The organism is Paenibacillus haidiansis (assembly GCF_036553665.1).
Taxonomy (GTDB): Bacteria; Bacillota; Bacilli; order Paenibacillales; family Paenibacillaceae; genus Fontibacillus; species Fontibacillus haidiansis.
Genome location: NZ_JAZHPZ010000003.1, coordinates 66,596 through 91,766 on the forward strand (window position 1 = coordinate 66,596; position 25,171 = coordinate 91,766).

A 25,171-nucleotide genomic window follows, 5' to 3' on the forward strand; every position below is an offset into this window, starting at 1 on the left:
GTTACGATACCAGTATAGGACATTGCCTATACTGGTTTTTTTATTCTCAAAAAGAAGGAGGATCACGATGCAAAACTCCATCCAAGACATACTAACAAACCTTGCGCTCGGCGTACTTACCCTGCTCTGCGCATACGCCATGCTTTACATCAAAAAGGCCAAGGCCAAGGTTATCGCCGAAGCTCAGCAGATCGATGACGACAATCAACGCAACCTTGTCCTTGCGGCCATCAATCGCCTGGATGATGTCGCAACGAAAACGGTCAAATCGATCGAACAGACAGCGGCCAAGGCGATCCGGGAAGGCGTCAAGAGCGGAACCACTTCCAGGGATGATCTGCTTGTACTAGGCAGGCAAGCTTATGACGAAGTGATCAAAACGCTGGAACCGGAATATCTCGCTGTCCTGACGACTACGCTCGGCGACGTAGACGCCTATATTCAGCACACGATCGAATCCAAGGTTCTGGAGCTGAAGGAGGCGGCCTAGTGGATTACTCCTGGATCATTCAGTCGGCCACGATGCTCGGCATCGGAGTAATCGGCTTCTTTCTAAAGTCAACGCTCGCCGAAGTGAAATCTCAGAACAAAAAGACCGAAGAGCGTGTGGATGCACTTGAGGAAAAGATTGAAAACCTCAAGTCGGATCTCCCCTTCATTTACACCACCCGCGAGGATTTTATTAGGACAATGAACAACGTGGACAACAAGTTGGAGAAGATCCACGACGTGCTCCTGAAGGGAGGCAACCAACATGGTACTGGATGAACAAGAATATCGCGGAGCACAGCACAATAAGGCGGTTCGCGGCTACATTTTGCGGTCGCTGGTCAAAGGCTATAATAACTCCCTACTTTGCCGCCAGCTCGTTAATGTCATGGTCAATGACGGCGTGATCGTTAGCCCGGATATCTCGAAACACCTGGATTACTTGAAGGGTAAAGGTTACATCGAATTTACGGATTCGACGATCAATTCATACACGGCATACGCTAACGATGCCGTCATTCGCCTGACCGTCAAAGGAATCGATCTCCTGGAAGGCTCCACGCCGTCCGATCCGGGAGTGACGCTCTAATGGCAAAGCGCAGAACACGGTGTCTCATTGATGATCTTCCGCTGCATATCAAGGATCAGGTCGATGCCATGCTGGCCGATACCCGGATCACCTATTGGGAAATCGTTGATTACCTGGACAATCAAGGCTATGCGATCAGCAAATCGGCGGTTGGCCGCTATGCGCTTCGGCTGGACAAATCGACCCAGCGCCTGATGGAAGCCCAGGAACAGACCCGCGCTTTGGTCGAGCTGATCAAGAAGAACCCGGACGCCGACTACACAGAAGGCGCTATGCAGATCATGGCCAGTGAGCTGACGCGCAAAATGGCACAAGCCCAAGAAGAATGGGACGAAATGGATCTGGATAAAGCCGGTCGCCTGATGGTCGCCCTATCTCGCAGCAAGATCTACAAGGACAAGGTCCGCCAGGACATGCAGAAGAAAATCGACCTGGCCTTCTCGGGCATGGAGTCGGAACTCATGGCGGCGATCAAGTCGGACGCTGCTCTGGCCGCCCAACTCAAAGAAGTATTGCAAAAAGCCAAGGAAAAGATGATGGCCGATGATTAAGTTGGATGATTATATCCGTCAGTTGGAAGACGACGACGAAGCCAAGGAGCAGATCCAGAACATTGCCTATCAGCGGGATCTCTTCGAACGCTATGTTTGCCGGAGCGAGGAACACGCCGAATATCGCCGGTCACTTTGGCAGGCCTACCAGGACGGCGACGAGCTGACCGGACCGAACGGGCTGCGGAAAAAGCTTGGCGCGATCGACCTGGAATACTTTGGCCGGGCGTACCTCCCCCATTACTTTGTGCGGGAGTCGCCTAAATTTCACGGCGAGCTGGATCGTATCTGGACCCAAGGCGTTATGAAGGGCTTGAACCCGATCACTGACAAGAAGAAGATCTCCCGGGCAAAGGGCTGCCATCGCGGAACCGCTGCTCCCCGGGGGCATGCAAAATCAACGAACTTTACGTTCAAGGATACGCTTCATGCTGTGGTCTACGAATACAAGCATTACCCCATTATCCTGTCGGATAGTTCCGATCAGGCCGAGGGGTTCCTGACTGACATCAAGACCGAGCTGGAGGACAATGCAGCCATCATTGAGGACTTCGGCAGCTTGAAAGGTAAGGTCTGGAAGGGCAGCGTACTGCTGACCTCCACCGACATCAAGGTCGAGGCGATCGGTAGCGGCAAGAAAATTCGCGGGCGTAGACATCGGAACTGGCGTCCGGATCTCCTGGTACTGGACGATATCGAAAACGATGAGAACGTCAACACGCCGGAGCAACGAAAGAAGCTGGAGAGCTGGTTTTACAAAGCTGTCTCCAAGGCCGGGGATACGTACACGGACATCGTGTATATCGGGACGATCTTGCATTACGATTCCCTGCTGTCTAAGGTGCTGAAAAACCCGTCTTACCAATGCGTCACATATCGAGGGGTTATCAGCTTCGCGAAGGATACAAGCCTCTGGGATGCCTGGGAAGTCATCTATAACGACCTGGATAACCCGGCTCGCGAAGAAGACGCTCTTGCGTACTTCGAAGAAAACCGGGAAGCCATGCTGGAAGGAACGGAAGTCCTGTGGGAGGATAAACTCTCTTATTACGACCTGATGATCATCAAGCTTTCCGAGGGTGACGCATCCTTTAACTCGGAAATCCAAAATGACCCGATTGATCCGGACAGCTGCACCTTCAACGAGGAATGGTTCGACTTTTACGATGACGATCCTTCCGTTGATTTCTCGGCTCCGAAATTCATTCTTGTTGCGGCAAATGACCCGTCACTTGGGAAGAACAAGAAATCGGATACCAGCTCGATTATCGTCATCGCCAAGGACACCGTCACCGGCTACATGTATGTGGCCGAAGCGTCGATCGAAAAGCGTCATCCTGACGTCATCATCGACGATGCCATCGAAATGTCGAAACGGGCCAAACGGGATCTGAAGAAGTCATTCTATCGGTTTGGTGTGGAAACAGTACAATTCCAGCACTACTTCAAAGATGTCCTGGTTAAAAAGTCGGCGGAAGCTGGCGAGTACCTCCCGATCGAGGAGATCCAGAGCCGAGAGAACAAATTCATGCGGATCGAAAGTTTGCAGCCGCTGATCAAGAACCGATACCTGAAGTTTTCCCGGAAACACAAAACGTTGCTTCAGCAGCTCAAGGAGTTTCCAATGGGCCGGAACGACGACGGTCCGGACGGTTTAGAAATGGCCGTTCGCCTGGCACTCAGCATCAAGACGACCAACAAAGTCGATTACAAATCAGTCATCAGCCGGGCGCTGAAATTTCGGCGCGGCGGATATTAAGGGGGTGAATCGAATTGGCAAAACGTAAAGGTAAGCAGCAACAACGCTCTGCCCCGATTCCCAAACCGGATATGACGGAAATCAGCGTCGCCCAGGTTCAAGACAAATATTCGAGCTACCCTTCAAACGGGCTAACCCCGCAGCGGCTTGCACAAATCTTCCGTGAAGCGGATGCCGGTGATGTGCTCCGACAAATGGAGCTGTTTGAGGAAATGGAGGAAAAGGACCCTCACCTGTTCTCTCAGCTCCAGACCCGAAAGAATGCCGTGACCGGACTTGACTACGAGGTCATCCCTTTTTCGGACGATGAGCTCGACAAACAGATCGCCGAATTTGTCAAGGAACAGATCGAAGCTTTGGAAAACCTCGAAGACATTTTCATCGATATGCTCGATGCGATCGGCAAGGGCATTTCGGTATCGGAAATCATTTGGGGATACGACGATGGCCATACCGTCATCCAGGACATCAAATGGCGGCATCCGAAACGCCTCTTGTGGGATAACGACGATGTATTGAAGATCGCGACCCGTGAATCTCCAAACGGAATACCACTCGTTGCTAATAAGTTTGTGGTGCATCGCTACAAAGCAAGATCCGGGCATCCGTCCAGGGCGGGCGTGCTGCGCGTGGTTGCCTGGATGTACTTGTTCAAAAATTACGACCTGAAGGACTGGGTTAGTTTTTGCGAAGTGTTTGGCATGCCGCTGCGGCTCGGCAAATACGATCCGTCCGCTTCGGAAGATGACAAGCTTGCCTTGATGCGTGCTTTGATCCAGATCGGGACCGACGCCGCCGGTATCATTCCAAACGGTACGGAGATCGAGTTCAAGGAATCCAGCAAGACGACGAGCATCAATGTCTATGAGTCGCTGGCCAGATATTGCGATGAGCAGATCTCCAAGGCAATCCTTGGCCAAACACTGACTTCGGATTCCGGAAGCGGATCGTATTCCCAATCCAAAACGCATAACGAGGTCCGGCACGATTTGACGGTCGCCGATTGCAAAGCGTTGGCGGCTACACTTCGGCGAGATCTCATTCGCCCGCTGGTCTACTTCAATTTTGGAGAGGATCGCCGGATTCCTTACCTTCGGTTCGATTGTGAGGAAGCCGATGACCTGAAGCAGACCGCCGAGATCTACGACACGTTGATCTGCAAGGTTGGGCTCAAGGTTCCTACATCGCACATTTATAAGAAGTTCAGTATACCGAAGCCCGAAGCTGACGAGGAAATCGCTACGCCGCCGGTGGCCGCAGCTGCTCCGGTTCCACTCAAAGAGTCGCCCTCCGATCTATGGGTTTTAAAAGATCAAGGGAAATCCCCATCGACGCAGGCGCAGATCGATGCCCTAGCCGACATGGCCATCAAGCATAATGCCGGAGTATTCGCTAAAATCTTCGCTCCGATTCTCAATATGGTTGGCAAAGCCGAAAGCTTGGATGAGCTGAAGGCCAAGCTGGAGGATCAGGATTTCGTCAACTCGCTATATGCCATGATGGACGTCGAGGATCTCGACGAGCTGCTAGCAAAGTCGATGTTCTACGCCGACCTGATGGGGAGAGCTGATGAGGCATGAAGGATCTCTTTGAACTGCTGACCGAGCCAGACTTCAAGTTTGAGGAGGCAGCCGAGTTTTTCGGAAACAAGCTCCTTCTGAAGTCTACTGAATTTTATCAGTTGGCCGAGGAATACCGGCATCAAGCATTTACGGTTTCGGGGTATAGCAAGATTCAGGTCCTCAAGAAGTTTCAGGACGAGCTCCTGAAGGCGATTGAGGAAGGTAAGACGATGCGGGAATTCAAGGATCGGATGAACGACTTTCTGGAGCGCAGAGGCTACGAAGGGATTACGAACTTTCAGGCGGACAATATCTTTCGTACCAACGTTCAGACGGCCTACAACGTCGGGCATTACAAGCAAATGACCGATCCGTCCGTTCTGCGGCTGCGGCCATACTGGCAGTACGATGCGGTGAACGATCAGCACACCCGCCCTTCACACCTTGCGATGGATGGCCGGGTCTTCCGGGCGGATGACCCAATCTGGAATACCTGGTATCCTCCGAACGGCTTCCGCTGCCGCTGCGGAGTCAAGACACTTTCCGAGCGGCAAGTCCGAGAGCGCGGCCTAACGGTCGAAACGTCGCCGCCGGTATCGGCAGAAGTGAACGGGCGATTCACGAACATCATTCCCGATCCTAACTTCGCGACGAACCCGGCCAAGGATGCTTTTAAACCGGATGTGAGCAGCTACCCTGAACCGCTTAGAAAGGCGTTTGAGCAGCGAGAGAAACGAAAAACGAAAACGAGCCCCTAGAAGGCCGTTTAAGACGCCTTTCTATTTTGACTACCGAATAGTGGCTATGAATCTATTAACGACGTTATAACGCGTTCTAACGTCGTTACAGATGCAAATGACGGGTAAGGAGGTGATCACAATCAAAAAACTGTTCGTTTGCTCGGCTGCCGCCACCGAGGTCGAAGGTGTCCCGGACATCGTTAAGATCCTTCCCCTCGGGCTGATCAAATCGCAAAAAGGAGACTTTGTCGTCGATGACGAGTCCTTCAAGGCGATGAAGGCAGCCATGGAAAAACGGAACCTGGACATCGTTGTGGATTACGAGCATCAAACCCTCGATAATGTTCAGGCTCCTGCAGGAGGCTGGATCAAAGAGATCATCCTTCAGCCCGACGCGATCGCCGCCAAGGTGGAGTGGACACCGAAGGCTGCGGAGTATCTGAAGAACAAGGAATACCGTTACCTGTCACCCGTCGTTCTGGTCCGGAAAGCTGATACCAAAGCGGTTATTTTACACTCGGTCGCGCTGACCAATACCCCGGCGATCGATGGCATGTTCCCGATCGTCAACGCGATCGACGTAACCGAGTATGAAGAAATCGAAAATGAACAAGGAGGAAACGAAATGGATTTACTGAAAAAGCTGGCCGCTCTCTTGGGGTTGCCTGAAGACGCAACGGAAGAGCAGGTCATGGCCAAGTGCAAGGAAATGTGTGACGGCGCAAAAACGTCCGCAGCTGCGGATGTCGTTGCCAACAAAACGATTACTTCTCTTCTGGGCGTTGCCGAGGACGCCAAAACGGAAGACGTAGCTGCCGCAATTATGGCGCTCAAAAACCCGACCGGGTTTGTCCCTGCTGCTGACTTTGCGGCCTTGAAAGCCCGCCTGGATAAGAAAGACTCGGATGAGCTGGTCACGAAGGCGCTGAAGGACGGCAAGATCTCGGCAGCGCAAAAGGAATGGGCCGAGGAATACGCACTTAAAGATCCGCAAGGGTTTGCCAAATTTGTTGATAAAGCGCCGCAAACGGTTCCTCTCGGCGAGCTCGACATCGAAGCCAATAAGGATAAGGCTCCGATCGATGATGAATTGACGCTGGCCATTTGCAAGCAACTGGGGGTTTCTAAGGAAGACCTCGAAAAATACGGCGACAAATAACACCAACCTCTGAAAGGAGCTAATAACATGCTGACGCAAGGAAGAAATACTACGGAATTCGCCGGAAGATTGATCGTACTCCCCGTAAAAGGTGGGGTCAAAATCTTTGACGGGGCGCTGGTCGCACTTGATGCAGACGGATTTGCAATCCCTGGTGAAAAAGCGCCTGACTTAACGGCAGCCGGTCGGGCCGAAGAATTCGTCGATAACGCAGCCGGGGCGGATGGTGCAGCTACGGTCCGGGTTGCCCGCGGCGTATTCACGTTCAACAACTCGACGACGGGAGCTATCGCCCAAAAGGATGTACTGAAGAACTGCTATATCGAAGACGACGAGACGGTTTCCGTCACAGCCACGGATTCTAGTGTGGCCGGAAAAGTCTTGGGCTTCGAAGGATCTGAAGTCATCGTGGAAATCTTGTAGCCCCGCCCTTCATCACAACCGTTTGGATCAATCAAAACAAACTATCAAGGAGGAATAGATTCATATGATCGTAAACCAACAAACCCTTCGGGGTATCTATACGAGCTTTAAGGTGATCTTCCAGAAAGCCTTTGAACAATCGCAACCAAAATGGGAAAAAGTCGCAACCTTTGTCCCTAGCACAACTCGCGAAGAGAACTACAAATGGCTGGGCAAATTCCCCAAAATGCGGGAATGGATTGGCGACCGCGAAATTCAGAACCTGGAAGCATCCGACTATACTCTCAAAAACAAGGACTATGAATTGACGGTCGGCGTGGATCGTAACGACATCGAGGACGACAGCATCGGCATCTACAACCCGATTGTCGAAGAAATGGGCCAAAGCGCTGCCTCGCATCCGGACTATCTTGTATTCGGGTTGCTTCGAAACGGGTTCAAAAACCTTTGCTATGATAAGAAACCTTTCTTCGCCGCAGACCACAAGCTAGGCAAGAAGACAGTCAGTAATAAGGGTACGAAGAAACTTTCCCCGGAGTCGTATAGCGCGGCCCGCACGGAAATCATGTCTCTCACCGACGAGAAAGACAATCCGCTGAACCTCGTTCCCAATCTGCTAGTGGTGGCTCCGAAGAACGAAGCCGAGGGTCGCAAGATTCTACTGGCCGATCAAATCGACGGCACGACGAACACCTTGAAAGGGACGGCGGAATTGCTCGTTGTTCCGGAACTTGCCGGTGCTGATGACGCCTGGTATCTGCTTTGCACGAATCGCCCGCTCAAACCGCTCATTTACCAAAAGCGGAAAGAGCCGAAGTTCGTCTCTCTGACAAACGAAACGGACACTAACGTTTTCATGAAGAAACAGTTCCTTTATGGCGTGGATGGCCGCAGCAATGCCGGTTATGGATTTTGGCAAATGGCCTACGGTTCTACCGGCGAAGAGGCTTAATCCTCTTCAGCCATAAAACTATCGGCATGAAAGGGTGGTTCTGATGTACTGCACCAAGGAAGAGGTTCGGGGCATGATCAAGGACGACGCGCTTAACGTACTGATCGGTAACGAATATATCGACGATCCGGACGAGCGCGAGCTGAAGATCGCCCCGATCATCGAAGGGGCCATCGCTGACGCCGCTGGGGAAATTGACGGGTATCTTGCCAAAAGATACCCCGTCCCCCTTTCCGTCGTTCCGAAGGCCATCAACAAGTTTGCCAAGGACATCGCCATATACAACTTGTTTTCCCGCATCGGCATTGACGAGTCTGAGAAGGACAAGAACTACCTAAACCGGTACAATGCCGCGATCCGCTTCTTTGAGAATGTAGCCAAGGGCATGATCGATATCGGCGTCAGCGGCGTCGGTAACACCCAAAAGGCGAGTGCCGCCTTCTCCGCTCATTCAAGCCCACGCCGGTTCTCGCGAGATAGCATGCGGGGCATGTGATCATGTTCAGCATTCGAATGGAGGGCGACGTCCGGCGATTGATGAAGCGGCTGCGGCAGCTTGAAGAAGTCGATATTCGAGGCGTGGGCCGGGTCTTGGCTGAAGCGATGCGGACTTCGACGCGCGAGCGATTCAAGGAGGAAAAAGGGCCGGACGGCAAAGGTTGGCAGTCATCGATCCGAGCCTCCCAAAACGGCGGCACGACGTTGACAGATACGGCAGGCCTGAAGAACTCGATCAAGAGCAGCGTTTCCGCTAGCGGGTTTGCGGTTGGCACGAACAAAATCTATGCCCGCACCCATCAATTCGGCGAGAAAGGCCGCGAGGTCACGATCCGGGCCAAGACGTCGAAGGGCCTTGTCTTCCGGATCGGCGAGCGCTGGATTCGTAAACAACAGGTTAAAGTCACGATCAAAATCCCCGCCCGCCCGTTCCTCGGGATCAGCGAGGAAGACATGTTGGAAATCAAAGGCACGCTGGAAGATGCCTTGGCGGAGGAATAGACCATGATCGCAGAGTGCAAGGAGTATCTAATTTCAAAGCTCAAACAAGCCGGGATCAAGTCGGAAGTTCGGACGAGCATGAAATCGCTAAAGGCTTATCAAGACAGCCATGTTGGGGCTGTCATACCCGAAGGCGACGTCTTCGCCCGAGCCTCTTCCAAGAAGGCTTATTTCGCTGAAGATGGGAGCAAGCACAAACGCCGGAAGCTGTACGACCGAACAATGACCTTCACGGTTGTGATCGGCGAGTACGACCAGGAAAAATGCGATCGGATCTTCAGCTCCTTCATGGCCTCCCTGGACACCGGCATTTACATCGACGGGAACTATACGGCCATCGAAGTCGAAGAAGCCGATTGGGTTGATAAGGATGACAGCATCATTGCCGCCAAAATCGCCGTGCAGCTGAAGGTGAAGTTCCTCGGCGGCATTTATAAAGACACCGACTTTGCTCCTGTCACGGATTACAACGTGCAGAGCATTGAACAAGTAAAGGAGGATGTACATGGCAGCGAGTAAAGAAGCGTCAATTTCTCAGGGGCCGGCCCCTGAAATTCTGGAAATTGGCGAGCTGAAGCGAAGCCTTAACGTGCCGGATAGCATCTATCAGGGCATTCTTGCCGCAGAAAACTGGAAACCTGGGCGGCAAGTAAGCCAGGCCGAATTTGAAGCGGCCATCAAACGTTTTTGTGGGAGCCCGGTCATGGTCAAAAGGAAGGTGAAGAAGAATGCTTAGAGATGTTAAAACAACGATTACCGACGGAGGCCTGGGCGTTGGGACGGCATCGGGAACGGGGGTTCATGTAAAGATCGGCGTCTCCCCTGTGAAGTCCACCGCTCCGATCACGATCAGCGGTACGATGAGCCCAGCCAAAATCAAGCAGCTGCTCGGCCTCTCCCCGCTTGCCGACGCCGTCCTGGACAGTGTCGATAACGGATCGGGCAAGATCTATTGTATCCCGGTTACGCCCAGCGTGGACGGTACGGTCGAAGCGGTACAAAAGACCGGCTCCGGGACCGGCGAGGTAACGGTTACGGGGAAGCCCAACGATGCCTATGAGATCATCGTCAAAATCACGGAGTCCGGCGGCCTGAATACGGCAGCCCTACGCTATTCGGTTGATGGTGGATACTCCTTCAGCGATGAAGTGACTGTGCCGTTAAGTGGCGAGCTGGTGATCCCGGAGACGGGCTTGACCTTCAAATTCACGGAGGCAGCCACCGACCCGGTGAATTCGTTCCAGGTTGGCGATGAGTTTAGCGTCAAATCCGAAGCGCCGCAAATGTCCAACCAGGACGTGCTTGATGCCTTGGCAACGCTTCGGAACGCCTCGATCTCTTTTGAATTCATCCATATTGTCGGAGATTCGTCCCGAGCGCTTTGGTTTGCGGTGGCCACGGAGCTGACTACCCTGCAAGAGACGTACAAAAAGCCTGTTTTCGCCGTGCTGGAAGCCCCGCGCCCAGAGGCGGGAGAAACCGTCGATGCGTACTATCAGCGTCTTGTGGATGAACGTAAGGGTTTGAGTCATACCGACGTTCAGGTCATCGCCGCCCGCAGCTTGTATACCAAGTCCGATGGACGGACGATGGACATCAACAACGCCGGGATCGTATGCGGCTGGTATTCGCTGGCCGGTGTGCAGCAATCTATTGGCGAAACGAAAGCCTTCAGTATTGCGGAGTCCAAAATGCTGAAGCTGCTGCCGGAAGGAATCGAAGACTATATCGGCCTGCTGGATGACGAGAAGTATCTCACATTCCGGAAATACGAAGGGCTTGAAGGCTTCTATGTCACGAACGCTCGAATGATGGCGCCGGATGGATCGGACTACCGGTACGCCGAAGATGTGCGGGTCAAGAACAAGCTGATCCGCGAGACACGGAAAGAAGCCCTGAAGCAGCTGCAAGGCCAGGTGGATATGTCGGACGTCCAGGGCAGCCTGGAAGCGATCGCTAAGTTCATCGAAACCCCGATCGACGATATGGCCCGCGCCAAGGAGATCTCCTCCGGGCGGATCATCGTTCCGCAAGAACAGGACATCCTGGTCAGTGAAACGCTCAAGGTGATCATTCGGTTCGTACCCATTGGCCGGATTCGGGAAATCGATATCGACCTTGGCATGGAAAATCCGTTTACAGGAGGCGCTTAATTCATGTCGATTATTAACGGCAAGGTATACGATTGGAGCGATGTTACGGTGGCCGTTCCCGGACTGAACCTTGAGCTCCAGGAAATCAGCTACAACGACGAGCTGGAGAAAGAGGTGGCCTATGGTCGCGGTCAGCGCCCGAGAGGCTACGGTGAAGGGAATTACAAATCGGAAGGAAAGATGTCTCTCCTTCGCGATGACTTCGACGATTTGATTGACTACTGCAAATCGCAAGGCGTCCCTCTGTACAAGCTGGTCATCCCCAAGATCGTCGTCAGTTACGCCAATGATGGCGGCAGGACGAGAACGGATGTCCTTAATACCGTGACGATTACGAAGGCCGATCAGAAAAATGCACAAGGCGACAAATCCCTGAAGGTGGATCTCGACTTGCTCGTTGTGAACGGCATCGATCGGGACGGGGTCAAGCCGGTTTAAAGACTTCATCTTCCACCTATCAAATTATCAAAATAAATGACAAATTTCGGAGGAGATACTCATGAGCAATCCTAAAGAAGCGTCCAAGGTCGAGGAGTATAAATCGAAGTACGGCAAGGTCTACCAGGTCAAAGCAACGATCGAACCGGATGACGCGACTACGGTGGATCTGGAATATTGCTTCAAGCGTCCCGCCACGGCCAGCTATGACCGGTACGTAAAAGGCACGGCGCAAAGCCCAACGAAAGCGCTGAAGAACTTCATCCTGGATAACATCGTGGAAGAACAGGCCGCGAAGCTTGTGGCGGATCTGGAAGAATACCCGGCGCTCTCGCTTGCGATCGGCGAGAAACTGCTGGCCATGCTTGGGCTTAGCAAAGACGTAAATTTAAAGCAGCTTTAGAGAGTGCCCTTCAGGAGGTAAAAGGCAACGTTATAGAATCCGGAACACTGGAAATCTATCGCTTTTTGCCTCCTGCTCTTCTAAAGACCGAACCAGGGCAAATGGATCTGGAGGAGTTCATTCATACACTCGCCCAGGCGAGGTATGTTCAGGAAGTTGAAGAGATCATTTTGGCGAAGGCGATTGTGAGGGTATTCGGGGATTAAAAAAAACCGCCCTTAAAAGGACGGCTTTTTCCGGCGAATCCAGCTTATGTATAACTTTGTTGCATTTTTAGCTGATTTCCAGTTACTTTCTTTCTTCTTGTCGAGCTGCTTTCCTTTTGTGTTCTCGTTCCCAACCCAAAGTGTATAAGGAATGATGTATATAGCGAGCGGGATGTAATACACAAAAGCGATAATTGCACCGATACAAAGGGCTGCGATCAATACTTGAAACATGAACCAAATTGCACCCATGATCTTTCCTCCTAAAAGCTTCTTTGTTTCCAATATATCACAAATATACACAAATGAAAGGGGGTAGGACATAACATGAGTCTCGATTCTGTGTTCAGGCTGTCGGTCATTGTCGGTATGATCGACCAGTTAACCGGACCTATGAGCCGGATCTCATCCACGGTGGACGGCTCGGTTAGCCGGATTGATAGGCTAAATCAAAGCTTCGGCAGTATGACCAAAACGGGACTTGTCATGACCGGGCTCGGCGCTCAAATTACGAACACAGCCCTCGCCCCTGTCGAAGCGACGTTTGAAACGCAGCGAGCGCTTGGAGAACTGAAGTCCGTTGGGGTTAAGGACTTGCAGGCGCTGGAGCAGGCATCCGAGAACTTCTCCGACACTTGGGCCGGAACGTCGAAAGCTCAATTTATCTCCGCTGCCTATGACATCAAATCAGGGATCGCATCCCTAAATGACGAAGCCGTTGCAAAATATACGGAAATGGCCGGTATTACCGCCAAAGGGACGAAGGCAACCATCGCGGAAATGACCTCGTTGTTCGCGACCGGCTACGGGATTTACAAAGGCTTCTACAAAGATATGAGTGATATCGACTTCGGAGAAATGTTTGCGGCTGGTATTGGCCATGCAGCCAACATCTTTAAGACGGACGGTCCACAAATGGCGCAAGCGATCTCCTCCTTAGGAGCTGCGGCGACTTCGGCCAAAGTCCCGATGGAAGAACAATTCGCCATTCTCGGCATGCTTCAGGCAACCATGAGCGGCAGCGAGGCCGGGACGAAGTACCGGGCATTCTTGCAGTCGGCAGCCAGGGCCGGGGATACCTTAAAGCTTAAATTCACGGACGCGAATAACCAGCTTCTTTCCTTGCCACAGATTCTTGATAAGCTCAGGGGCAAATTCGGCGACACCCTCGACGCTGCCGAGAAGATGCAAATCCAGAAGGCATTCGGTACAGACGAAGCCGTAGCCATGGTGGATCTCATGTACAACAAAACGGGAGATCTTCAAGATGGCATTTTATCGCTGTATGACTCCATGGGTAAAGGGATCAGCGAAGTCAAGGAAATGGCAAATGCAATCAATGATACCAGCCCGGATAGATGGGACTTGCTTCAGCAGAAAATCCATAATATCGGCGAAGACGTAGGGAACATGCTCCTCCCGACATTCAACGCCTTTATCGATCGAGGCGAGCAAGTTGTATCGAGGGTTTCAAATTGGATCGATAGTCATCAGCAGCTAACTAAATATATCGCATTAACGATTTTGACCATTGGGATTCTGCTGACGTCCATAGGAACTTTAGTGACTCTGATAGGTGGCGTTGGGCTGATATTCACTAAAGCCGGTGGAATCATTATGGGATTCAAGACTGTACTCAGGGCAATACCTGATATGTTTACGACCCTAAGGATTGTGGCTCTCTACGCTGGCGATGGCATAAAGGCTTTCGGCAAAGGCGTTCTGAGCGCTGCCCGCGCCCTGCCCGGGATGATCGCTTCGGTATGGTCGTTCACCGCTGCCCTGCTGGCCAATCCGGTCACATGGATCGTTATCGGCATCGTCGCCTTGATTGCCGCGATCATCCTGCTATGGACGAATTGGGACCGGGTCACGAGCTGGATCAAGAGCGCGTGGAATTCAGCGATTAACGGCATCGTCGCTGGGTTTAACTGGATCAAGAACTTGTTTGCCGGGATGCCGGTATGGCTTCAGGTGGCCATCGCCGCCTTCCTACCGTTCATAGGCATACCAATGCTCATCATCAACAACTGGGGTAGCATACGAGCCTTTTTCGTGAACCTCTGGAACAACGTGACCGGCCTGTTCCGGAACGGAATCCAAGCGGCAAAGAATGTCATCACCGGCGCGTTAACCTGGTTCCGCGAGTCCGGTTCCAAGGTGATCACCACCTTTACGGACGGGATCAAGAGCGTCATTAACAAGCCGGTGGAAATGGTTAAAAACGGTTTGGCTAAAGTCCGCGAGCTGCTTCCTTTCTCTGATGCGCACACCGGCCCGCTCTCGCAGCTGACCCTATCCGGACGACGAGTATTCGAAACGATCGGAACCGGCATGGAGCAAAGCCAGGATATTCCGGCTGAAATGACGGACAAGGCCTTTGGACAAATGGGACTTGGCCGCGATGGCGAAGTCAAAAAAATCAACTTGCGCGAGGCCTTTACCGAGAAATCGGAAAGCAACAATACAACGACCGAGAAAGAATCGGGGTTGTACATCCATACCCTGAATATCAATCCGGACATCAGTAAGATGAAAGACTTGCCGCTGCTGTTCGCATTGCTGAAGGAAATCGAAGATTACAACAATGGCAACGGGCCGACACCGGCCCCGGCTGGATAGGAGGACACCCATGATCTATGTCGACGATACCGGCGTGAAGGTTGGAGGCGTTGTCCTCCCTGGCCTTTTCAAGTCTCTGGAAGTCAAAGGCGAAGCCACGGTCGAGGAGCAAGAAGTCCAAGGCAAAACGGCCAAGCCCAAACAAGCCACCGGTTACGAGGATGGCAAAATCACCTTGGAGTTGATCCTGGAGGACAGCCCAAACATGACTAAGCTTCGGAGGCTGGAGATCATCCAGAAGCTCTTTCAGAAGCCTGGCCAGACAAAGCCGGAAGTGCATACGTTCGTCAGCTCGCACTCTTCCGTTCGGGGGATCAATAAAGTCATATTCAAGTCCTTGACCTCGCGTGAGCAAAACAATACCTCGTCGATCGCGGTGACTATTGAGCTCTGGCAATACGTAGCGACAAAGATTACGGCCACCAAAAAAGGCAGCTCCAAGAGCTCAAGCAAAAAGACGACCGCCAAATCCGCCTCCAAGCCCAGCTCAACCTTGAGTGCCGATTACAAGAGCTATTTGACCAGCGATCGCGGTGCGGCTCCAAAGACGACGAATAAGACATCCAAAACAGCTGCCGTCGATAACAAGAACACCTCGGTCTACAAAAACGGAATCCTGCGGATGCCGATGTAAAGGAGCGATTGCCATGGATGATGATCTGTTCTATCCGGAAATCAACGTCGAGCTTGGCCCCTATGGACTTTCACAGGGAATTGAGATCGAAGTGTACTCCTCGGCAGACTCGTATTTTGATTGGGGTAAGGTTCGATTTACTGACCGGTTCCAGGAGCAAATCTCCGTTGCTAAAAGGGACGCTGCCGTCGTTGAGATCGGATATAACGGCAATCTGGACGAAGTGTTCCAGGGATTCGTTGTCAGCCCGTATTCCGGCGGCAGCAACCAGGACGAGATCGTCCTGAAGGACGCCATGGTTTTACTTGAGGATACGCTGATCACGAACACCTTTCTTGATGCAACGCCCCAGGAGATCCTTTCCTTTTGTTTAGGCAAGGCCGGAATCAGTGAAGCGAGGATCTCGTCCAAGATTTACGCAAAGAAAGCCTCTGTGCCAATCTTTCGCAAGAACGTCATTTCGGTCATCGAAACCGTTCATTCCCTCTGGAAGATCAAAGAGCCGTTCTTCTTCTCTTCCGGGGTCTTTTACTGGGGCGAGCAGCAAGAGCAGGACAAAATCTATGAATTCGAGTATGCCGAGAACATCGTTTCCCTCGAAAAATTCGGAGGGCTTTGGCAGCTAGAAACGGTCGCCGCTCCATTTGTGCGGCACTCTCATTTAATCAATGTCTCACATCCGAAAGTATCCGGCCAATTCGCGGTGAAGAAGGTGGTTTTCACTACGGAGGTCACCGGCTTCATCCGGACGAAAATCTATTTTTAGGTGGTGGTTTCCATGTCGATCGTTGAAATGACCAATGCGGCAATCGACAAGCGCATGAAAACCGAATATCCGCATCTTCTGTATCCGGCAGCCATGCGGGCCAAGATTACCCGCGCCGCCGCTGGCCAGTACAATCTCAAAATTCTGGACGATACCGGCGCTGTCGACGATCGATTCCCGGAGATCCCGAACGTGAAGTCGGATCAAGCTTTTGAAGCGGGTGACACGGTGGCCATCCTGCTAATGTATGGCCAGCTAGATCCCTACATCGTCGGCAAGGTGGTGAGCTGATGGCTGGATTAAACGACACAGACATCCTGCTAAACGAGGATTGGCAGCTCGCTCCTGCGGCCAATGGCGATGCGCTTGTGGTTTTCGGCCCAGACTGTTTCTTTCAGGACATTCGCCTAGAGGCGATGACCCAAGAAGGTGAGCTGTTCTATGACGAGACTTGGGGCTGGTCTCTGCTTGATTTTATCCAATCAACGGACGATGAGCTCACAAGGCTTGAAATCGCCCAGCGCGTTCAGCTGAAGCTGTCCAGACGCGAGGAAATCAACTCGGAGACGATCGCGGCCAATGTTCAATTTGCCGACGACAAGATCGGCGTCCAGGTATCCTTCAAGTTCCAAGGCGACGATCTGCAATATCAGCTCGACATCGAGCTGGACAGAGTGAAAGTTGAGGTGAAAATCGTATGATCGACGATCAGGTGATGAATCAGATCCTCCCCGTTCCGGATCGAGACGAGCTCGCAAGCTCCCTCCAGGAGGAGTTACAAGACGAGGGCTTCAGCATCACGAACTTCTCGCCTGGCGGCATATTCTACACGCTGATGATGATAGCCATTCAGATCCGGATCGACCTGGTCACGCTCTTCCGAAACGTCTTAAACAATATGTTCGTTTCTCACGCTGAAGGCGATTGGCTGGAGCTGAAGGCTGCCGACTTCTCCAAGAAGCGCAAGCAGCCGGTGAAGACCAGAGGCAATGTTACGCTGAAGCGTGCGGCAGCCGGTGAAGCGATCCGGATCGCCAAGGGCGATATTTTCAAAACCGAAGCGGACATCATGGGCGAGGAGCTCCGATTCGTTGTCCTAGAGAACGTCACGATGCCAGCGGATGCCCTCGCCTATCGCGTACCGGTGGAAGCTGAGAAAGTGGGCTCGGCCTACAACGTGCCGCCGGGTCAGATCCGGCGCTCCCTGACGCATATTGAAGGGATCGACGAAATCATGAATGAAGCCGATTGGATCTCTCGCGAGGGTAGCGACTTGGAGGACATTGAAAGCCTTCGGGCGCGCACGCTGAACAGTTGGTCCGAGCTTTCGACTCTCCCTATTGCAGCCAAGTACAAATCGGTTTGCGAAGCGATCCCTGGCGTGCTCTTTGTTCAGGTGGATGACCTTCATCCGCGCGGCCAAGGAACCGTGGATATCATCGTCACCGGGACCGCCGGAGCGCCGAGTGATGGCCTGCTTGCGGAGGTGCAAGCGGCGGCTGACAAAATCAAGGGACCGGACGACAATGTCCTGGCGAAGCCGTCCAACACGGTCACGCAGGATATCGCTCTGACAATCTGGATACCGTCCGACGCTGCCGATTCCGACGATGAAGTCAAAGCCAAGGCGACGGCCATCCTGACGGATCTGATGCAAATCAAAAAAGGCCGAAACTTGAACGAGCTCAATCACGCCGACATCATCTTCGAGATCCGGAAGGACATCAGTATCAGTAAGAACGTGAAAGTCACAACTCCAACGGAGGACGTTGTCCTGGGGAACAACGAGGTCATCGTGCTTGGAACGGTCGATGTGACAGTCATTAGGGGGTAGCGGACCATGTTTGAGAAGTTTGTGGACTACATGTTCTATCTGCTGTTTGCCCCCTTGAAGAAAGTCATCAAGAAGAACAACCAGTTTTATATTTTCCTGAAGGTGATCGGCAAGCTATTCGATCAGACGAAGCAGGATCTCTTCCGAGTCCGCGAGGAGTCAATGATCATTTCGGCATCGGAGCTCATGCTGGGTGAGCATGGCCGCGAAAGAGATATGCCCCGCCTGAAGGGCGAGGAAGTCGAGAGTTACCGGATGCGGCTCATGATGAAGAACGTGATCGCCGAGCAGGCCGGAACCAGGGAAGGCATCCTGCTTGCCCTTAGATCCATGGGCTACGATCAATCATTCATCGAGCCCTATTACCTTCTCGATCCGGAGCGCTGGGCCGAATTCATTATCTACCTCGGAAGCCAGTCCCCCAGCGGCATCAATGACATATCCGTGATCGATAAAGAGGTCATGAAGGTTAAACCGGCCAGATCGCTGCCGAGCTACGGCATCCAGGAGGGAAGTCTGATCCAGGTGAATTCCGCTTTTCGAAGCGGGTATTCTGAATTCCCGCGCTGCAACACGATTATCTGCGGGACATGGTCATCTGAAAGCAATCTTGGCCAGTTGTTCGCGTCGGTTCGCGCGGATCAATCCGGATTTAAAGTCTCCGAAACATACTATCCGCTGACCGGCACGATCCTGGCTTCGGAAAAATTCTACCAGGAAAGGGATGAAAGCGAATGAAGACTCTGACCCCTATTGGCATACGTAAACAGGCAACACGGTTTGTCGATTCGCTGGCCGGGGCTGCCTACGAAATCGACGGATCAGTGAAGAATATCGACCTCTTCCGGACGAGCATTGACGACGACGGAACCGTAAAGGTGTACGTGTACTTTGATGATTCCGTCTCGGGAACTATGGGGCAAATAAGGCTTATTGATCGTGACGGCGACGTGGTGGCTCTAGCCGATCGAGCATTCGTCAAACCGGCTTCCAAAGGCCTTTATGTAGCATTCAAATACAAGTTTGTAGAAATGGAGGATGACACCGATGTTGGATTATAATCGCACGGTTTGGCAGGACCACATTGTGGACATGTCTACCGGGGAAGTCATTCAAGAAGGGACGCCGATCGCAGCACGGCCATTGAACAATATCGAAGAAGGCGTCGCCAGTGTGACCGAAGCGGCGAACCAACACGCTACCTTGATCGGGGATTTGAGATCCGAAGTCGAGATCCTGAAGAACGCATCGCTGAACAATTTGACCAGTAACGTATTCCTGGAGAACTTCGCAAATCTGGACAGCATCAAGCTTTCCACCGGAATATACGACACGGCGGCCAAGAAGATATATGTATAAAGTTGGCTGCACCAAAAGGGAACTGAGCTGCCTCATTTCCAACCTGTTTCAGGAGCTCCTTCCGGAATGTGCTTGCCCGATGTCGGACGCTCTTGGCGAGGACGAACTGGTCATATCGGGGATCGTCACAGGTACAAATGAGGTGGCCACCATTCGCGTTACGGAATACGGTTGTGATTATTTCGGCGATGTTGAAGTATTGGAATCTATTCGAGGAAAAAGGTGTTTACTCCATGCAGCCACTCGTATTGCAAAAGAAAGCGGAGGTATTTCTAAATTCGATCTATCCCCTGCTGAGAAACTTTCCAAAGGCTGAGAAGTACAGCCTTTGCCAAGAGCTGAAGCAAGCCTGCTACCGGATCATTCGAAACTCCATGACTTACAATTCATTGAAGGCTGACGGCAAGATTCAATATCTGCACCAGGTCGATGCCGACCTCAAGCTTTTGCTTGTGCTGTTCGGCATCGCCCGGGGTCAGAAGTACATCACTGAACGCAAGGCGCTTGAATTGCAGGAGAAGATCTCGGAGCTGGGAAAGATTACTGGCGGCCTAATCAAGTCTCACCGAATGAATAAATAGCACCAATAGGGTTGGCTCTGTATGGCCTCTAACCGCGCGATTCGCGGCTACAACTCGGCCCGCTACTGGAACAACAACACGTCGTCCAATCGCAACGACAACGTGGGCTGGCGGCCCGCCTTGTAAGGTATTCGTCCGATGTCGCTACGGCTGCATCGGCAGTCCTTGACTTCAAGGGAGAGCCAATCCTTCACCGCTACGGTGTAAACACATGGACAAGTCGTATTTGCCAAGCCCAGAGAAAGGGATGCCGAAATGACGAAAAAACATCATGATCTGTTCGAGAAGGTTACGGATTTTCAAAATATCAAATCCAGCTATTTTAACGTGCTGAAGGACTCGAAGAAATACAAGAAGGAAGCCATTCTGTTCGATATGTGCCGGGAGAAGCATCTGATCGACATTTGGAAGGATCTGCGCAGCGGACAGTACAAGGTGGGCGAATACATCCGATTCAAGGTATATGAACCCAAGGAGCGGATGATCAGCGCTCCGAAGATCAGGGACAAGGTTGTTCAATTCGCCGTCCATAACGTGCTTTCCCAAGTGTACAGGCCGATCTTTATTAAAACTTCATTCGCCTGCCAGGTTGGGAAAGGAACGCACGCAGCCGTTGATCATGTTCAGCATTTCCTCCGCCTATGCAAATGGCGTTATAAAACCGGATGGATTCTCAAAATTGATGTCAAAAAGTTCTTTTATTCCATCGATCGAAGCATTCTCAAGGAGATCTTGCGAAAGAAGATCGTAGATCCCGACATGCTGAAGCTGCTCGATGACATCATAGACTCCAGCCCGGAAGGAGAAGTCGGAATCCCGCTCGGCAATGTGACGTCCCAGGACTTCGCCAATATTTATCTGAATGAGCTGGACCAGTATTGCGTCCGATATCTCGGCGTCAAATGGTATGCGCGGTATATGGATGACATCATCATGATTTTCCCGACGAAAGAGCAAGCCAGGGATTGCCTGCAAAAAGCGTCCACGTTCTTAAAAGAACGCTTGAATCTGGAGACGAATGCCAAAACGAAGATATTCCCTTTAAGACAAGGCGTGAATGCCTTTGGATTCAAGATATGGACGACGCACCGGCTTGTTCGGGATCAATCAAAGCGAGCCATGAAGCGGCGAATGAGAGCAATGGACAGAAAGCTGAAGAACAACGAAATCGAGCTCAAGCGGATCGAACAGGCGGTCAATAGCTGGCTGGGACACGCAAGGCACTCGAACAGCTATAACCTCTGCAAGAGGATTTTTGCAAAGTACCCTTATATCAAGCTGGAAGGAGAGAATCAATTTGGCAGCAGAATACTTGGGTTTAGTTGAGTTAGGCGGCCTGTACAAAAACGGAGCAATTCAGAACAGACCCACAAGACCATGGAGGATTGACAGCGAACCGATTAGCGGTATTGGCATTGGGGATATTCCGGATTTTAACACCCTGACCGACATGTCAAAATGGACAATCGGGAATACCCCCTCAACTTCTTCGCAAAAGCTGCGTTGGCATAAAATCAAAGACGGAACGAAGACGCTGCTTGTCGCCGACCGTGTTATCCTTGCGAGGGTCAGCTGGGACGATCTAAACGGACAGAGCCTTGTCACCGGTAAGACGATCACCATCGACGGACAGCAATACCTTTGCAGACTGATGACAGGCGGATCGGACTACAGAAACGGAAATTCGTATGCCGGAGGCACGCCGACAAACAATGAATGGGATCGGTTCGTCACCCGTGAGGAAGCGATCACCGGTCTCCCAACCCCGTCCTCTTACGACCTAGATACCACTTTGAACACAACAGATCAGGCCAGCTCTCACAACCAAACTTGGAACTGGATGGGGATGTATTCGTGGGCGCAGGAAACGTACACCGGGAACGCCTCTTACCGCGCGAGTCGCGGCTACTACTCGGCCCGCTACTGGGACTTCGGCACGTCGTCCAATCGCGGCGTCAACGTGGGCTGGCGGCCCGTCCTTGAAGTTCTGAATACTGCCCCGCTGATTTCTGACTCAGACCGAAACCTGGGCAACAAAAACGCCGATTTCAGCGTTACGTATCAGGTAAATGACACGGATGCAGCGGATACGTTGACGGTTACTGAAAAGCTCGATGGCCAAACGATCCGGACGATCCCCGCCGCCCAGCGATCCTTCAATTATACGATCAATGTCAGCATCAATTCGGTTGCGTTAGGGACTCATACGATCGCCATAACAGCTTCCGATGGAAAAGGCGGAACGGCAACAAGAACACTTACATTCACCCGGACGAATGCAGCACCGACGATTTCGGGGCAAGATCAAAGCTTGGGAGATAAAAACAAAGGGTTTCAAGTGATCTACCAGGTGAACGACGCCGACGGCGACGAAGTCACAGTCACGGAAAAGTTGAACGGTAACATTTTAAGGACGCTGAATAATGCCCCCAAAGGCCAAAATATCACTATTGATTTTGCCGATGCGGCAGTATACGCCCTAGAACTAAATTCCACCAATACCATCACGATCGAAGCCCGTGATCCGGCTGGCGGCGTGGCATACAGAACTTATACATTCCGGCGCACTAATACCGCTCCATTGATTTCTGGAGCCGACGAGGATCTCGGGACGATTGCAGCTCCATTCTCTCGAAGCTACGCCATCACTGATGCAGAGGGCGACACTGTAGTTGTTCAGGAGAAGATCGACGGCGTCATGTTTAACTCCTTTGTGGCTGCACTCGGAGCGGACAATGAGGTCACACTTTCATTCGATGATTGGATCAAGCTCCCGAATGGATCGCATGTCCTGACAGTTGAAGCGACGGACTCTAATGCCGCGACATCGATCAGATCGTATTCATTCACCAAACATGAGACGGAGATTTTATTCGAGCTCAAAAACCCGTTTGAAACGGACAGCAGAGCCACGAAGATCCTGATTACCCCAAGCTGGAACATCGAAGGCGCTGACGCCCATGTAGAAGTCTGCAACAACGCTTTCGACGACTCGCCAACGTGGGAGGACATGACCGCCCAAGTCATGATTAATCGGCTTTTCAACTTTACCAACGAGATTAAAACGTCAGAACGCTGGGGGATCAGTATTCGCTTCCGGATTTCGAAGTACCCCGAGTACACAGGGCCGGTAGAAATTCGAGGGTTTGGAGGTGCGTTTGAATGATTATCGTAAACCCAAAGCCAATTTCGGAGATTAAGTCCGACAAGGAGCAGCAAACCATCGCCCCGCTGCTTGACTTGTATGAGGCGATCGCCACAATCGGCGAAGAACTTGCGGCTGTCCAGGAGGAGAATCAACGGCTCAAGGACGAACTGGCTGCCCTGAAGGGAGGCAATAGCTGATGGAGGTCAAGGCGTACATGGTTCATGCTTACGCGATGCTGGTCAAAGGCGGCAGAAGGACGATCGAGTCACTTCCGCCAGAATACCAAGCTCCTGTGACCGAATATCTCGCCGAGCTAGACAATCAAGTTTGAGGGAATGATAATGAGAGGGTGAGCCGTCGCTGGCCACTCTCTCATTACGTCTAAAAAGGCTGAAATTTTTGCCAAAATTCGTGAGAAAGTTTGCCAAATTTTTTGCGCGGCTACAAAAAGCTTTACGAAATTACGAGCAGTCATGATTACGGCGAAATATTTATCGGCGACATCAAAACGCCTGTGAAGCACTATTCGTTGGAGCTTCGGGCTATGCTGCAAAAAGTGGAAGAAGGAATGGTCGCCCATTTTATCGACGAGCATATTCCGGAGGAATTTAAAGCTATTTTCCGCAGACAGCTGCGCGAGGGCAAAGACGATTCCGTTGAGGGACAAATACTGGAAGTGGCGGATAAACTGGATCAGATTTACGAAGCCTATACGGAGCTGGTACGGGGAAATACCGAGAAGGAGTTCGCCGTGATGTACCGGAATGCTCTAATCAAAATTAAAGGAATCAAACTGCATTGCGTCGACTATTTCCTGCAGCATATTTTACCCGATCTGGTCAGTGAAGGGTCCCTTTCTCCCATAGATATCAAGAAGATTACGAACGAGGCATTGGCATCGTAACGCCCCCCTTTTTTCTCTTCTATATTTCAATTCTTCTATTATCTTTGCCCGTATCCGCTAAATTTCCGCTTTTGACAAGGCATGGTCATTCACAAAAAAGGCTCCCTAAACGGGAGCCGCTATGATTTAATTGGAAAGTGCATAGTAGAAAATTAACGGGGTTAAAAGAAATAAATTATTGAATGCTTTGGACAAGCTCGGCCACTTGCTCGGCGGTGCCAAGCTGCAGTGCCCTGGCTGCCAGTTCCTTCATTTCGGCCGTCGACAGCTTCGCGATCTGGCTGCGCGCCGGGAGAATGGAGGTGGCGCTCATGCTGAATTCATCCAGCCCCAGGCCTAACAGCAGCGGGATTGCCGTAGCGTCCCCGGCCATTTCGCCGCACATGCCTGCCCATTTGCCTTCGGCATGTGCCGCGTCGATCACATGCTTGATCAAACGCAGGATCGCCGGATTGTACGGCTGATAGAGGTAGGATACCTGTTCGTTCATCCGGTCGGCCGCCATCGTGTATTGAATCAGGTCGTTAGTGCCTCCTCGATTGCTCCAGGATAAAGGCACGGGCGATAGCGATTCCGGCGGAGGCCGCGATGCCTGAAATTCTACTCATGAAGCTCTCCCAGTCCTTCCTTGATCATGATTTCCTGCAACGCATCGAGCGCTTCGGCAGCCTCCGTCCCTTCCGTGATCAAGGTAAGGATATCGCCGGTTTCCAGACCCAACGACAACACACCGAGAATGGACTTCAGAGTCACTTTCTTGCCGCCCGCTTCCGCGAAGGAAGCTGCGTCCTTGAATTTGTTGGCTGTATTCACAAGTGCCGTCGTCGGACGTGCGTGAATTCCGTCTTCGTCGATAATTCTGAATGTTTTTTGCATGATACGCTCCACTCGCTTTCTTAC

At 51.9% G+C, this 25,171-nt stretch carries 33 protein-coding genes and 2 pseudogenes; 32 read left to right on the plus strand and 3 right to left on the minus strand.

What is annotated here, in order from left to right:
• Positions 1 to 67 precede the first annotated feature (67 nt).
• From V3851_RS07415 to V3851_RS07495, 17 genes are all read left to right on the plus strand, one after another.
• Positions 68 to 490: a guanylate kinase gene (locus V3851_RS07415; protein WP_331845887.1), complete on the plus strand. Its 423-nt coding sequence runs from the start codon at positions 68 to 70 to the stop codon at positions 488 to 490.
• A complete protein-coding gene (locus V3851_RS07420) occupies positions 490 to 768 on the plus strand; it encodes a hypothetical protein (RefSeq protein WP_331845888.1) in 279 nt (92 codons plus the stop codon). Before V3851_RS07415 ends, V3851_RS07420 begins: the two co-directional genes overlap by 1 nt.
• A complete protein-coding gene (locus V3851_RS07425) occupies positions 755 to 1,078 on the plus strand; it encodes a hypothetical protein (protein ID WP_331845889.1) in 324 nt (107 codons plus the stop codon). Before V3851_RS07420 ends, V3851_RS07425 begins: the two co-directional genes overlap by 14 nt.
• Positions 1,078 to 1,629 carry a phage protein Gp27 family protein gene (locus V3851_RS07430; RefSeq protein WP_331845890.1) on the plus strand — a complete coding sequence of 184 codons (552 nt, stop codon included), beginning with the start codon at positions 1,078 to 1,080 and terminating at the stop codon, positions 1,627 to 1,629. Before V3851_RS07425 ends, V3851_RS07430 begins: the two co-directional genes overlap by 1 nt.
• Complete coding sequence (gene terL / locus V3851_RS07435; RefSeq protein ID WP_331845891.1) at positions 1,622 to 3,388, plus strand: phage terminase large subunit; 1,767 nt, start codon at positions 1,622 to 1,624, stop codon at positions 3,386 to 3,388. Before V3851_RS07430 ends, terL begins: the two co-directional genes overlap by 8 nt.
• Positions 3,389 to 3,402: 14 nt before the next feature.
• On the plus strand, positions 3,403 to 4,968 hold the full coding sequence (locus V3851_RS07440; RefSeq protein WP_331845892.1) for a DUF935 domain-containing protein: 1,566 nt from the start codon (positions 3,403 to 3,405) through the stop codon (positions 4,966 to 4,968).
• Positions 4,965 to 5,708, plus strand: a complete 744-nt coding sequence (locus V3851_RS07445; protein WP_331845893.1) for a phage head morphogenesis protein — start codon at positions 4,965 to 4,967, stop codon at positions 5,706 to 5,708. The genes V3851_RS07440 and V3851_RS07445 overlap by 4 nt, the downstream gene beginning before the upstream one ends.
• A gap of 112 nt (positions 5,709 to 5,820) precedes the next feature.
• Positions 5,821 to 6,849: a phage protease gene (locus V3851_RS07450; RefSeq protein WP_331845894.1), complete on the plus strand. Its 1,029-nt coding sequence runs from the start codon at positions 5,821 to 5,823 to the stop codon at positions 6,847 to 6,849.
• A gap of 27 nt (positions 6,850 to 6,876) precedes the next feature.
• Positions 6,877 to 7,272, plus strand: coding sequence for a hypothetical protein (locus tag V3851_RS07455; RefSeq protein ID WP_331845895.1), 396 nt, complete (start codon positions 6,877 to 6,879; stop codon positions 7,270 to 7,272).
• 64 nt (positions 7,273 to 7,336) lie between these two features.
• Positions 7,337 to 8,224: a Mu-like prophage major head subunit gpT family protein gene (locus V3851_RS07460; protein ID WP_331845896.1), complete on the plus strand. Its 888-nt coding sequence runs from the start codon at positions 7,337 to 7,339 to the stop codon at positions 8,222 to 8,224.
• A 43-nt stretch (positions 8,225 to 8,267) separates the two neighbouring features.
• A complete protein-coding gene (locus V3851_RS07465; RefSeq protein ID WP_331845897.1) occupies positions 8,268 to 8,720 on the plus strand; it encodes a gp436 family protein in 453 nt (150 codons plus the stop codon).
• A gap of 2 nt (positions 8,721 to 8,722) precedes the next feature.
• Positions 8,723 to 9,223 (plus strand): phage virion morphogenesis protein, encoded by a 501-nt coding sequence (locus V3851_RS07470; RefSeq protein ID WP_331845898.1) that lies wholly within the window; start codon positions 8,723 to 8,725, stop codon positions 9,221 to 9,223.
• A gap of 3 nt (positions 9,224 to 9,226) precedes the next feature.
• On the plus strand, positions 9,227 to 9,742 hold the full coding sequence (locus tag V3851_RS07475; RefSeq protein WP_331845899.1) for an SON protein: 516 nt from the start codon (positions 9,227 to 9,229) through the stop codon (positions 9,740 to 9,742).
• Entirely contained in the window at positions 9,729 to 9,959 is a 231-nt protein-coding gene (locus V3851_RS07480) for a hypothetical protein (RefSeq protein WP_331845900.1), read from the plus strand. The genes V3851_RS07475 and V3851_RS07480 overlap by 14 nt, the downstream gene beginning before the upstream one ends.
• Entirely contained in the window at positions 9,952 to 11,376 is a 1,425-nt protein-coding gene (locus tag V3851_RS07485; protein ID WP_331845901.1) for a DUF2586 domain-containing protein, read from the plus strand. Before V3851_RS07480 ends, V3851_RS07485 begins: the two co-directional genes overlap by 8 nt.
• Before the next feature lie 3 nt (positions 11,377 to 11,379).
• Entirely contained in the window at positions 11,380 to 11,814 is a 435-nt protein-coding gene (locus V3851_RS07490; RefSeq protein WP_331845902.1) for a hypothetical protein, read from the plus strand.
• A gap of 61 nt (positions 11,815 to 11,875) precedes the next feature.
• The gene (locus V3851_RS07495; protein ID WP_331845903.1) at positions 11,876 to 12,217 is read left to right on the plus strand and encodes a DUF6848 family protein; all 342 of its coding nucleotides are present in this window, start codon (positions 11,876 to 11,878) and stop codon (positions 12,215 to 12,217) included.
• A 218-nt stretch (positions 12,218 to 12,435) separates the two neighbouring features.
• Here V3851_RS07495 and V3851_RS07500 read toward each other — a convergent pair whose 3' ends face one another.
• Positions 12,436 to 12,675, minus strand: coding sequence for a hypothetical protein (locus V3851_RS07500; RefSeq protein ID WP_331845904.1), 240 nt, complete (start codon positions 12,673 to 12,675; stop codon positions 12,436 to 12,438).
• A gap of 75 nt (positions 12,676 to 12,750) precedes the next feature.
• On the opposite strand from V3851_RS07500, the gene V3851_RS07505 reads away from it, so the two are divergent.
• The 15 genes and pseudogenes from V3851_RS07505 to V3851_RS07575 form a co-directional block, all read left to right on the plus strand.
• Complete coding sequence (locus V3851_RS07505; protein WP_331845905.1) at positions 12,751 to 15,045, plus strand: phage tail tape measure protein; 2,295 nt, start codon at positions 12,751 to 12,753, stop codon at positions 15,043 to 15,045.
• Positions 15,046 to 15,055: 10 nt separating this feature from the next.
• Positions 15,056 to 15,679, plus strand: a complete 624-nt coding sequence (locus tag V3851_RS07510; protein ID WP_331845906.1) for a transcriptional regulator — start codon at positions 15,056 to 15,058, stop codon at positions 15,677 to 15,679.
• Between the two features lie 13 nt (positions 15,680 to 15,692).
• Positions 15,693 to 16,445 carry a serine/arginine repetitive matrix protein 2 gene (locus V3851_RS07515; protein WP_331845907.1) on the plus strand — a complete coding sequence of 251 codons (753 nt, stop codon included), beginning with the start codon at positions 15,693 to 15,695 and terminating at the stop codon, positions 16,443 to 16,445.
• 12 nt (positions 16,446 to 16,457) lie between these two features.
• On the plus strand, positions 16,458 to 16,736 hold the full coding sequence (locus V3851_RS07520) for a hypothetical protein (RefSeq protein ID WP_331845908.1): 279 nt from the start codon (positions 16,458 to 16,460) through the stop codon (positions 16,734 to 16,736).
• On the plus strand, positions 16,736 to 17,146 hold the full coding sequence (locus V3851_RS07525) for a DUF2634 domain-containing protein (protein ID WP_331845909.1): 411 nt from the start codon (positions 16,736 to 16,738) through the stop codon (positions 17,144 to 17,146). The genes V3851_RS07520 and V3851_RS07525 overlap by 1 nt, the downstream gene beginning before the upstream one ends.
• Positions 17,143 to 18,279 (plus strand): baseplate J/gp47 family protein, encoded by a 1,137-nt coding sequence (locus V3851_RS07530; protein WP_331845910.1) that lies wholly within the window; start codon positions 17,143 to 17,145, stop codon positions 18,277 to 18,279. The genes V3851_RS07525 and V3851_RS07530 overlap by 4 nt, the downstream gene beginning before the upstream one ends.
• Before the next feature lie 6 nt (positions 18,280 to 18,285).
• Complete coding sequence (locus tag V3851_RS07535) at positions 18,286 to 19,017, plus strand: hypothetical protein (protein WP_331845911.1); 732 nt, start codon at positions 18,286 to 18,288, stop codon at positions 19,015 to 19,017.
• Entirely contained in the window at positions 19,014 to 19,340 is a 327-nt protein-coding gene (locus V3851_RS07540; RefSeq protein WP_331845912.1) for a hypothetical protein, read from the plus strand. Before V3851_RS07535 ends, V3851_RS07540 begins: the two co-directional genes overlap by 4 nt.
• Positions 19,327 to 19,638 (plus strand): inorganic polyphosphate kinase, encoded by a 312-nt coding sequence (locus tag V3851_RS07545; protein ID WP_331845913.1) that lies wholly within the window; start codon positions 19,327 to 19,329, stop codon positions 19,636 to 19,638. Before V3851_RS07540 ends, V3851_RS07545 begins: the two co-directional genes overlap by 14 nt.
• A 233-nt stretch (positions 19,639 to 19,871) precedes the next feature.
• Complete coding sequence (gene avd, locus V3851_RS07550; protein WP_331845914.1) at positions 19,872 to 20,219, plus strand: diversity-generating retroelement protein Avd; 348 nt, start codon at positions 19,872 to 19,874, stop codon at positions 20,217 to 20,219.
• Positions 20,220 to 20,474: 255 nt separating this feature from the next.
• The gene (locus V3851_RS07555; protein WP_331845915.1) at positions 20,475 to 21,545 is read left to right on the plus strand and encodes a reverse transcriptase domain-containing protein; all 1,071 of its coding nucleotides are present in this window, start codon (positions 20,475 to 20,477) and stop codon (positions 21,543 to 21,545) included.
• On the plus strand, positions 21,517 to 23,385 hold the full coding sequence (locus V3851_RS07560; protein ID WP_331845916.1) for an Ig-like domain-containing protein: 1,869 nt from the start codon (positions 21,517 to 21,519) through the stop codon (positions 23,383 to 23,385). The genes V3851_RS07555 and V3851_RS07560 overlap by 29 nt, the downstream gene beginning before the upstream one ends.
• Positions 23,382 to 23,564, plus strand: a complete 183-nt coding sequence (locus tag V3851_RS07565; protein ID WP_331845917.1) for a hypothetical protein — start codon at positions 23,382 to 23,384, stop codon at positions 23,562 to 23,564. Before V3851_RS07560 ends, V3851_RS07565 begins: the two co-directional genes overlap by 4 nt.
• On the plus strand, positions 23,564 to 23,698 hold the full coding sequence (locus V3851_RS07570) for a CD1375 family protein (RefSeq protein WP_331845918.1): 135 nt from the start codon (positions 23,564 to 23,566) through the stop codon (positions 23,696 to 23,698). Before V3851_RS07565 ends, V3851_RS07570 begins: the two co-directional genes overlap by 1 nt.
• Before the next feature lie 111 nt (positions 23,699 to 23,809).
• Positions 23,810 to 24,271, plus strand: a pseudogene (locus tag V3851_RS07575) (YfbR-like 5'-deoxynucleotidase); the annotation flags it as partial.
• Between the two features lie 175 nt (positions 24,272 to 24,446).
• Here the strand turns inward: V3851_RS07575 and V3851_RS07580 are convergent.
• Both V3851_RS07580 and V3851_RS07585 read right to left on the minus strand, forming a co-directional pair.
• Positions 24,447 to 24,803 (minus strand): annotated as a pseudogene (locus V3851_RS07580) (putative PEP-binding protein); the annotation flags it as partial.
• 68 nt (positions 24,804 to 24,871) lie between these two features.
• The gene (locus tag V3851_RS07585; RefSeq protein ID WP_331845919.1) at positions 24,872 to 25,147 is read right to left on the minus strand and encodes an HPr family phosphocarrier protein; all 276 of its coding nucleotides are present in this window, start codon (positions 25,145 to 25,147) and stop codon (positions 24,872 to 24,874) included.
• Positions 25,148 to 25,171: the final 24 nt, after the last annotated feature.

What these genes read in the sequence shown, in the direction of transcription:
- V3851_RS07415 (WP_331845887.1), top strand. Translation starts at nt 68, where the DNA reads ATGCAAAACTCCATCCAAGACATACTAACAAACCTTGCGCTCGGCGTA.
- V3851_RS07425 (WP_331845889.1), top strand. Translation starts at nt 755, where the DNA reads ATGGTACTGGATGAACAAGAATATCGCGGAGCACAGCACAATAAGGCG.
- V3851_RS07430 (WP_331845890.1), top strand. Translation starts at nt 1,078, where the DNA reads ATGGCAAAGCGCAGAACACGGTGTCTCATTGATGATCTTCCGCTGCAT.
- terL (WP_331845891.1), top strand. Translation starts at nt 1,622, where the DNA reads ATGATTAAGTTGGATGATTATATCCGTCAGTTGGAAGACGACGACGAA.
- V3851_RS07445 (WP_331845893.1), top strand. Translation starts at nt 4,965, where the DNA reads ATGAAGGATCTCTTTGAACTGCTGACCGAGCCAGACTTCAAGTTTGAG.
- V3851_RS07455 (WP_331845895.1), top strand. Translation starts at nt 6,877, where the DNA reads ATGCTGACGCAAGGAAGAAATACTACGGAATTCGCCGGAAGATTGATC.
- V3851_RS07460 (WP_331845896.1), top strand. Translation starts at nt 7,337, where the DNA reads ATGATCGTAAACCAACAAACCCTTCGGGGTATCTATACGAGCTTTAAG.
- V3851_RS07465 (WP_331845897.1), top strand. Translation starts at nt 8,268, where the DNA reads ATGTACTGCACCAAGGAAGAGGTTCGGGGCATGATCAAGGACGACGCG.
- V3851_RS07470 (WP_331845898.1), top strand. Translation starts at nt 8,723, where the DNA reads ATGTTCAGCATTCGAATGGAGGGCGACGTCCGGCGATTGATGAAGCGG.
- V3851_RS07475 (WP_331845899.1), top strand. Translation starts at nt 9,227, where the DNA reads ATGATCGCAGAGTGCAAGGAGTATCTAATTTCAAAGCTCAAACAAGCC.
- V3851_RS07480 (WP_331845900.1), top strand. Translation starts at nt 9,729, where the DNA reads ATGGCAGCGAGTAAAGAAGCGTCAATTTCTCAGGGGCCGGCCCCTGAA.
- V3851_RS07485 (WP_331845901.1), top strand. Translation starts at nt 9,952, where the DNA reads ATGCTTAGAGATGTTAAAACAACGATTACCGACGGAGGCCTGGGCGTT.
- V3851_RS07490 (WP_331845902.1), top strand. Translation starts at nt 11,380, where the DNA reads ATGTCGATTATTAACGGCAAGGTATACGATTGGAGCGATGTTACGGTG.
- V3851_RS07495 (WP_331845903.1), top strand. Translation starts at nt 11,876, where the DNA reads ATGAGCAATCCTAAAGAAGCGTCCAAGGTCGAGGAGTATAAATCGAAG.
- V3851_RS07500 (WP_331845904.1), bottom strand. Translation starts at nt 12,675, where the DNA reads ATGGGTGCAATTTGGTTCATGTTTCAAGTATTGATCGCAGCCCTTTGT.
- V3851_RS07505 (WP_331845905.1), top strand. Translation starts at nt 12,751, where the DNA reads ATGAGTCTCGATTCTGTGTTCAGGCTGTCGGTCATTGTCGGTATGATC.
- V3851_RS07510 (WP_331845906.1), top strand. Translation starts at nt 15,056, where the DNA reads ATGATCTATGTCGACGATACCGGCGTGAAGGTTGGAGGCGTTGTCCTC.
- V3851_RS07515 (WP_331845907.1), top strand. Translation starts at nt 15,693, where the DNA reads ATGGATGATGATCTGTTCTATCCGGAAATCAACGTCGAGCTTGGCCCC.
- V3851_RS07520 (WP_331845908.1), top strand. Translation starts at nt 16,458, where the DNA reads ATGTCGATCGTTGAAATGACCAATGCGGCAATCGACAAGCGCATGAAA.
- V3851_RS07525 (WP_331845909.1), top strand. Translation starts at nt 16,736, where the DNA reads ATGGCTGGATTAAACGACACAGACATCCTGCTAAACGAGGATTGGCAG.
- V3851_RS07530 (WP_331845910.1), top strand. Translation starts at nt 17,143, where the DNA reads ATGATCGACGATCAGGTGATGAATCAGATCCTCCCCGTTCCGGATCGA.
- V3851_RS07535 (WP_331845911.1), top strand. Translation starts at nt 18,286, where the DNA reads ATGTTTGAGAAGTTTGTGGACTACATGTTCTATCTGCTGTTTGCCCCC.
- V3851_RS07540 (WP_331845912.1), top strand. Translation starts at nt 19,014, where the DNA reads ATGAAGACTCTGACCCCTATTGGCATACGTAAACAGGCAACACGGTTT.
- V3851_RS07545 (WP_331845913.1), top strand. Translation starts at nt 19,327, where the DNA reads ATGTTGGATTATAATCGCACGGTTTGGCAGGACCACATTGTGGACATG.
- avd (WP_331845914.1), top strand. Translation starts at nt 19,872, where the DNA reads ATGCAGCCACTCGTATTGCAAAAGAAAGCGGAGGTATTTCTAAATTCG.
- V3851_RS07555 (WP_331845915.1), top strand. Translation starts at nt 20,475, where the DNA reads ATGACGAAAAAACATCATGATCTGTTCGAGAAGGTTACGGATTTTCAA.
- V3851_RS07565 (WP_331845917.1), top strand. Translation starts at nt 23,382, where the DNA reads ATGATTATCGTAAACCCAAAGCCAATTTCGGAGATTAAGTCCGACAAG.
- V3851_RS07570 (WP_331845918.1), top strand. Translation starts at nt 23,564, where the DNA reads ATGGAGGTCAAGGCGTACATGGTTCATGCTTACGCGATGCTGGTCAAA.
- V3851_RS07585 (WP_331845919.1), bottom strand. Translation starts at nt 25,147, where the DNA reads ATGCAAAAAACATTCAGAATTATCGACGAAGACGGAATTCACGCACGT.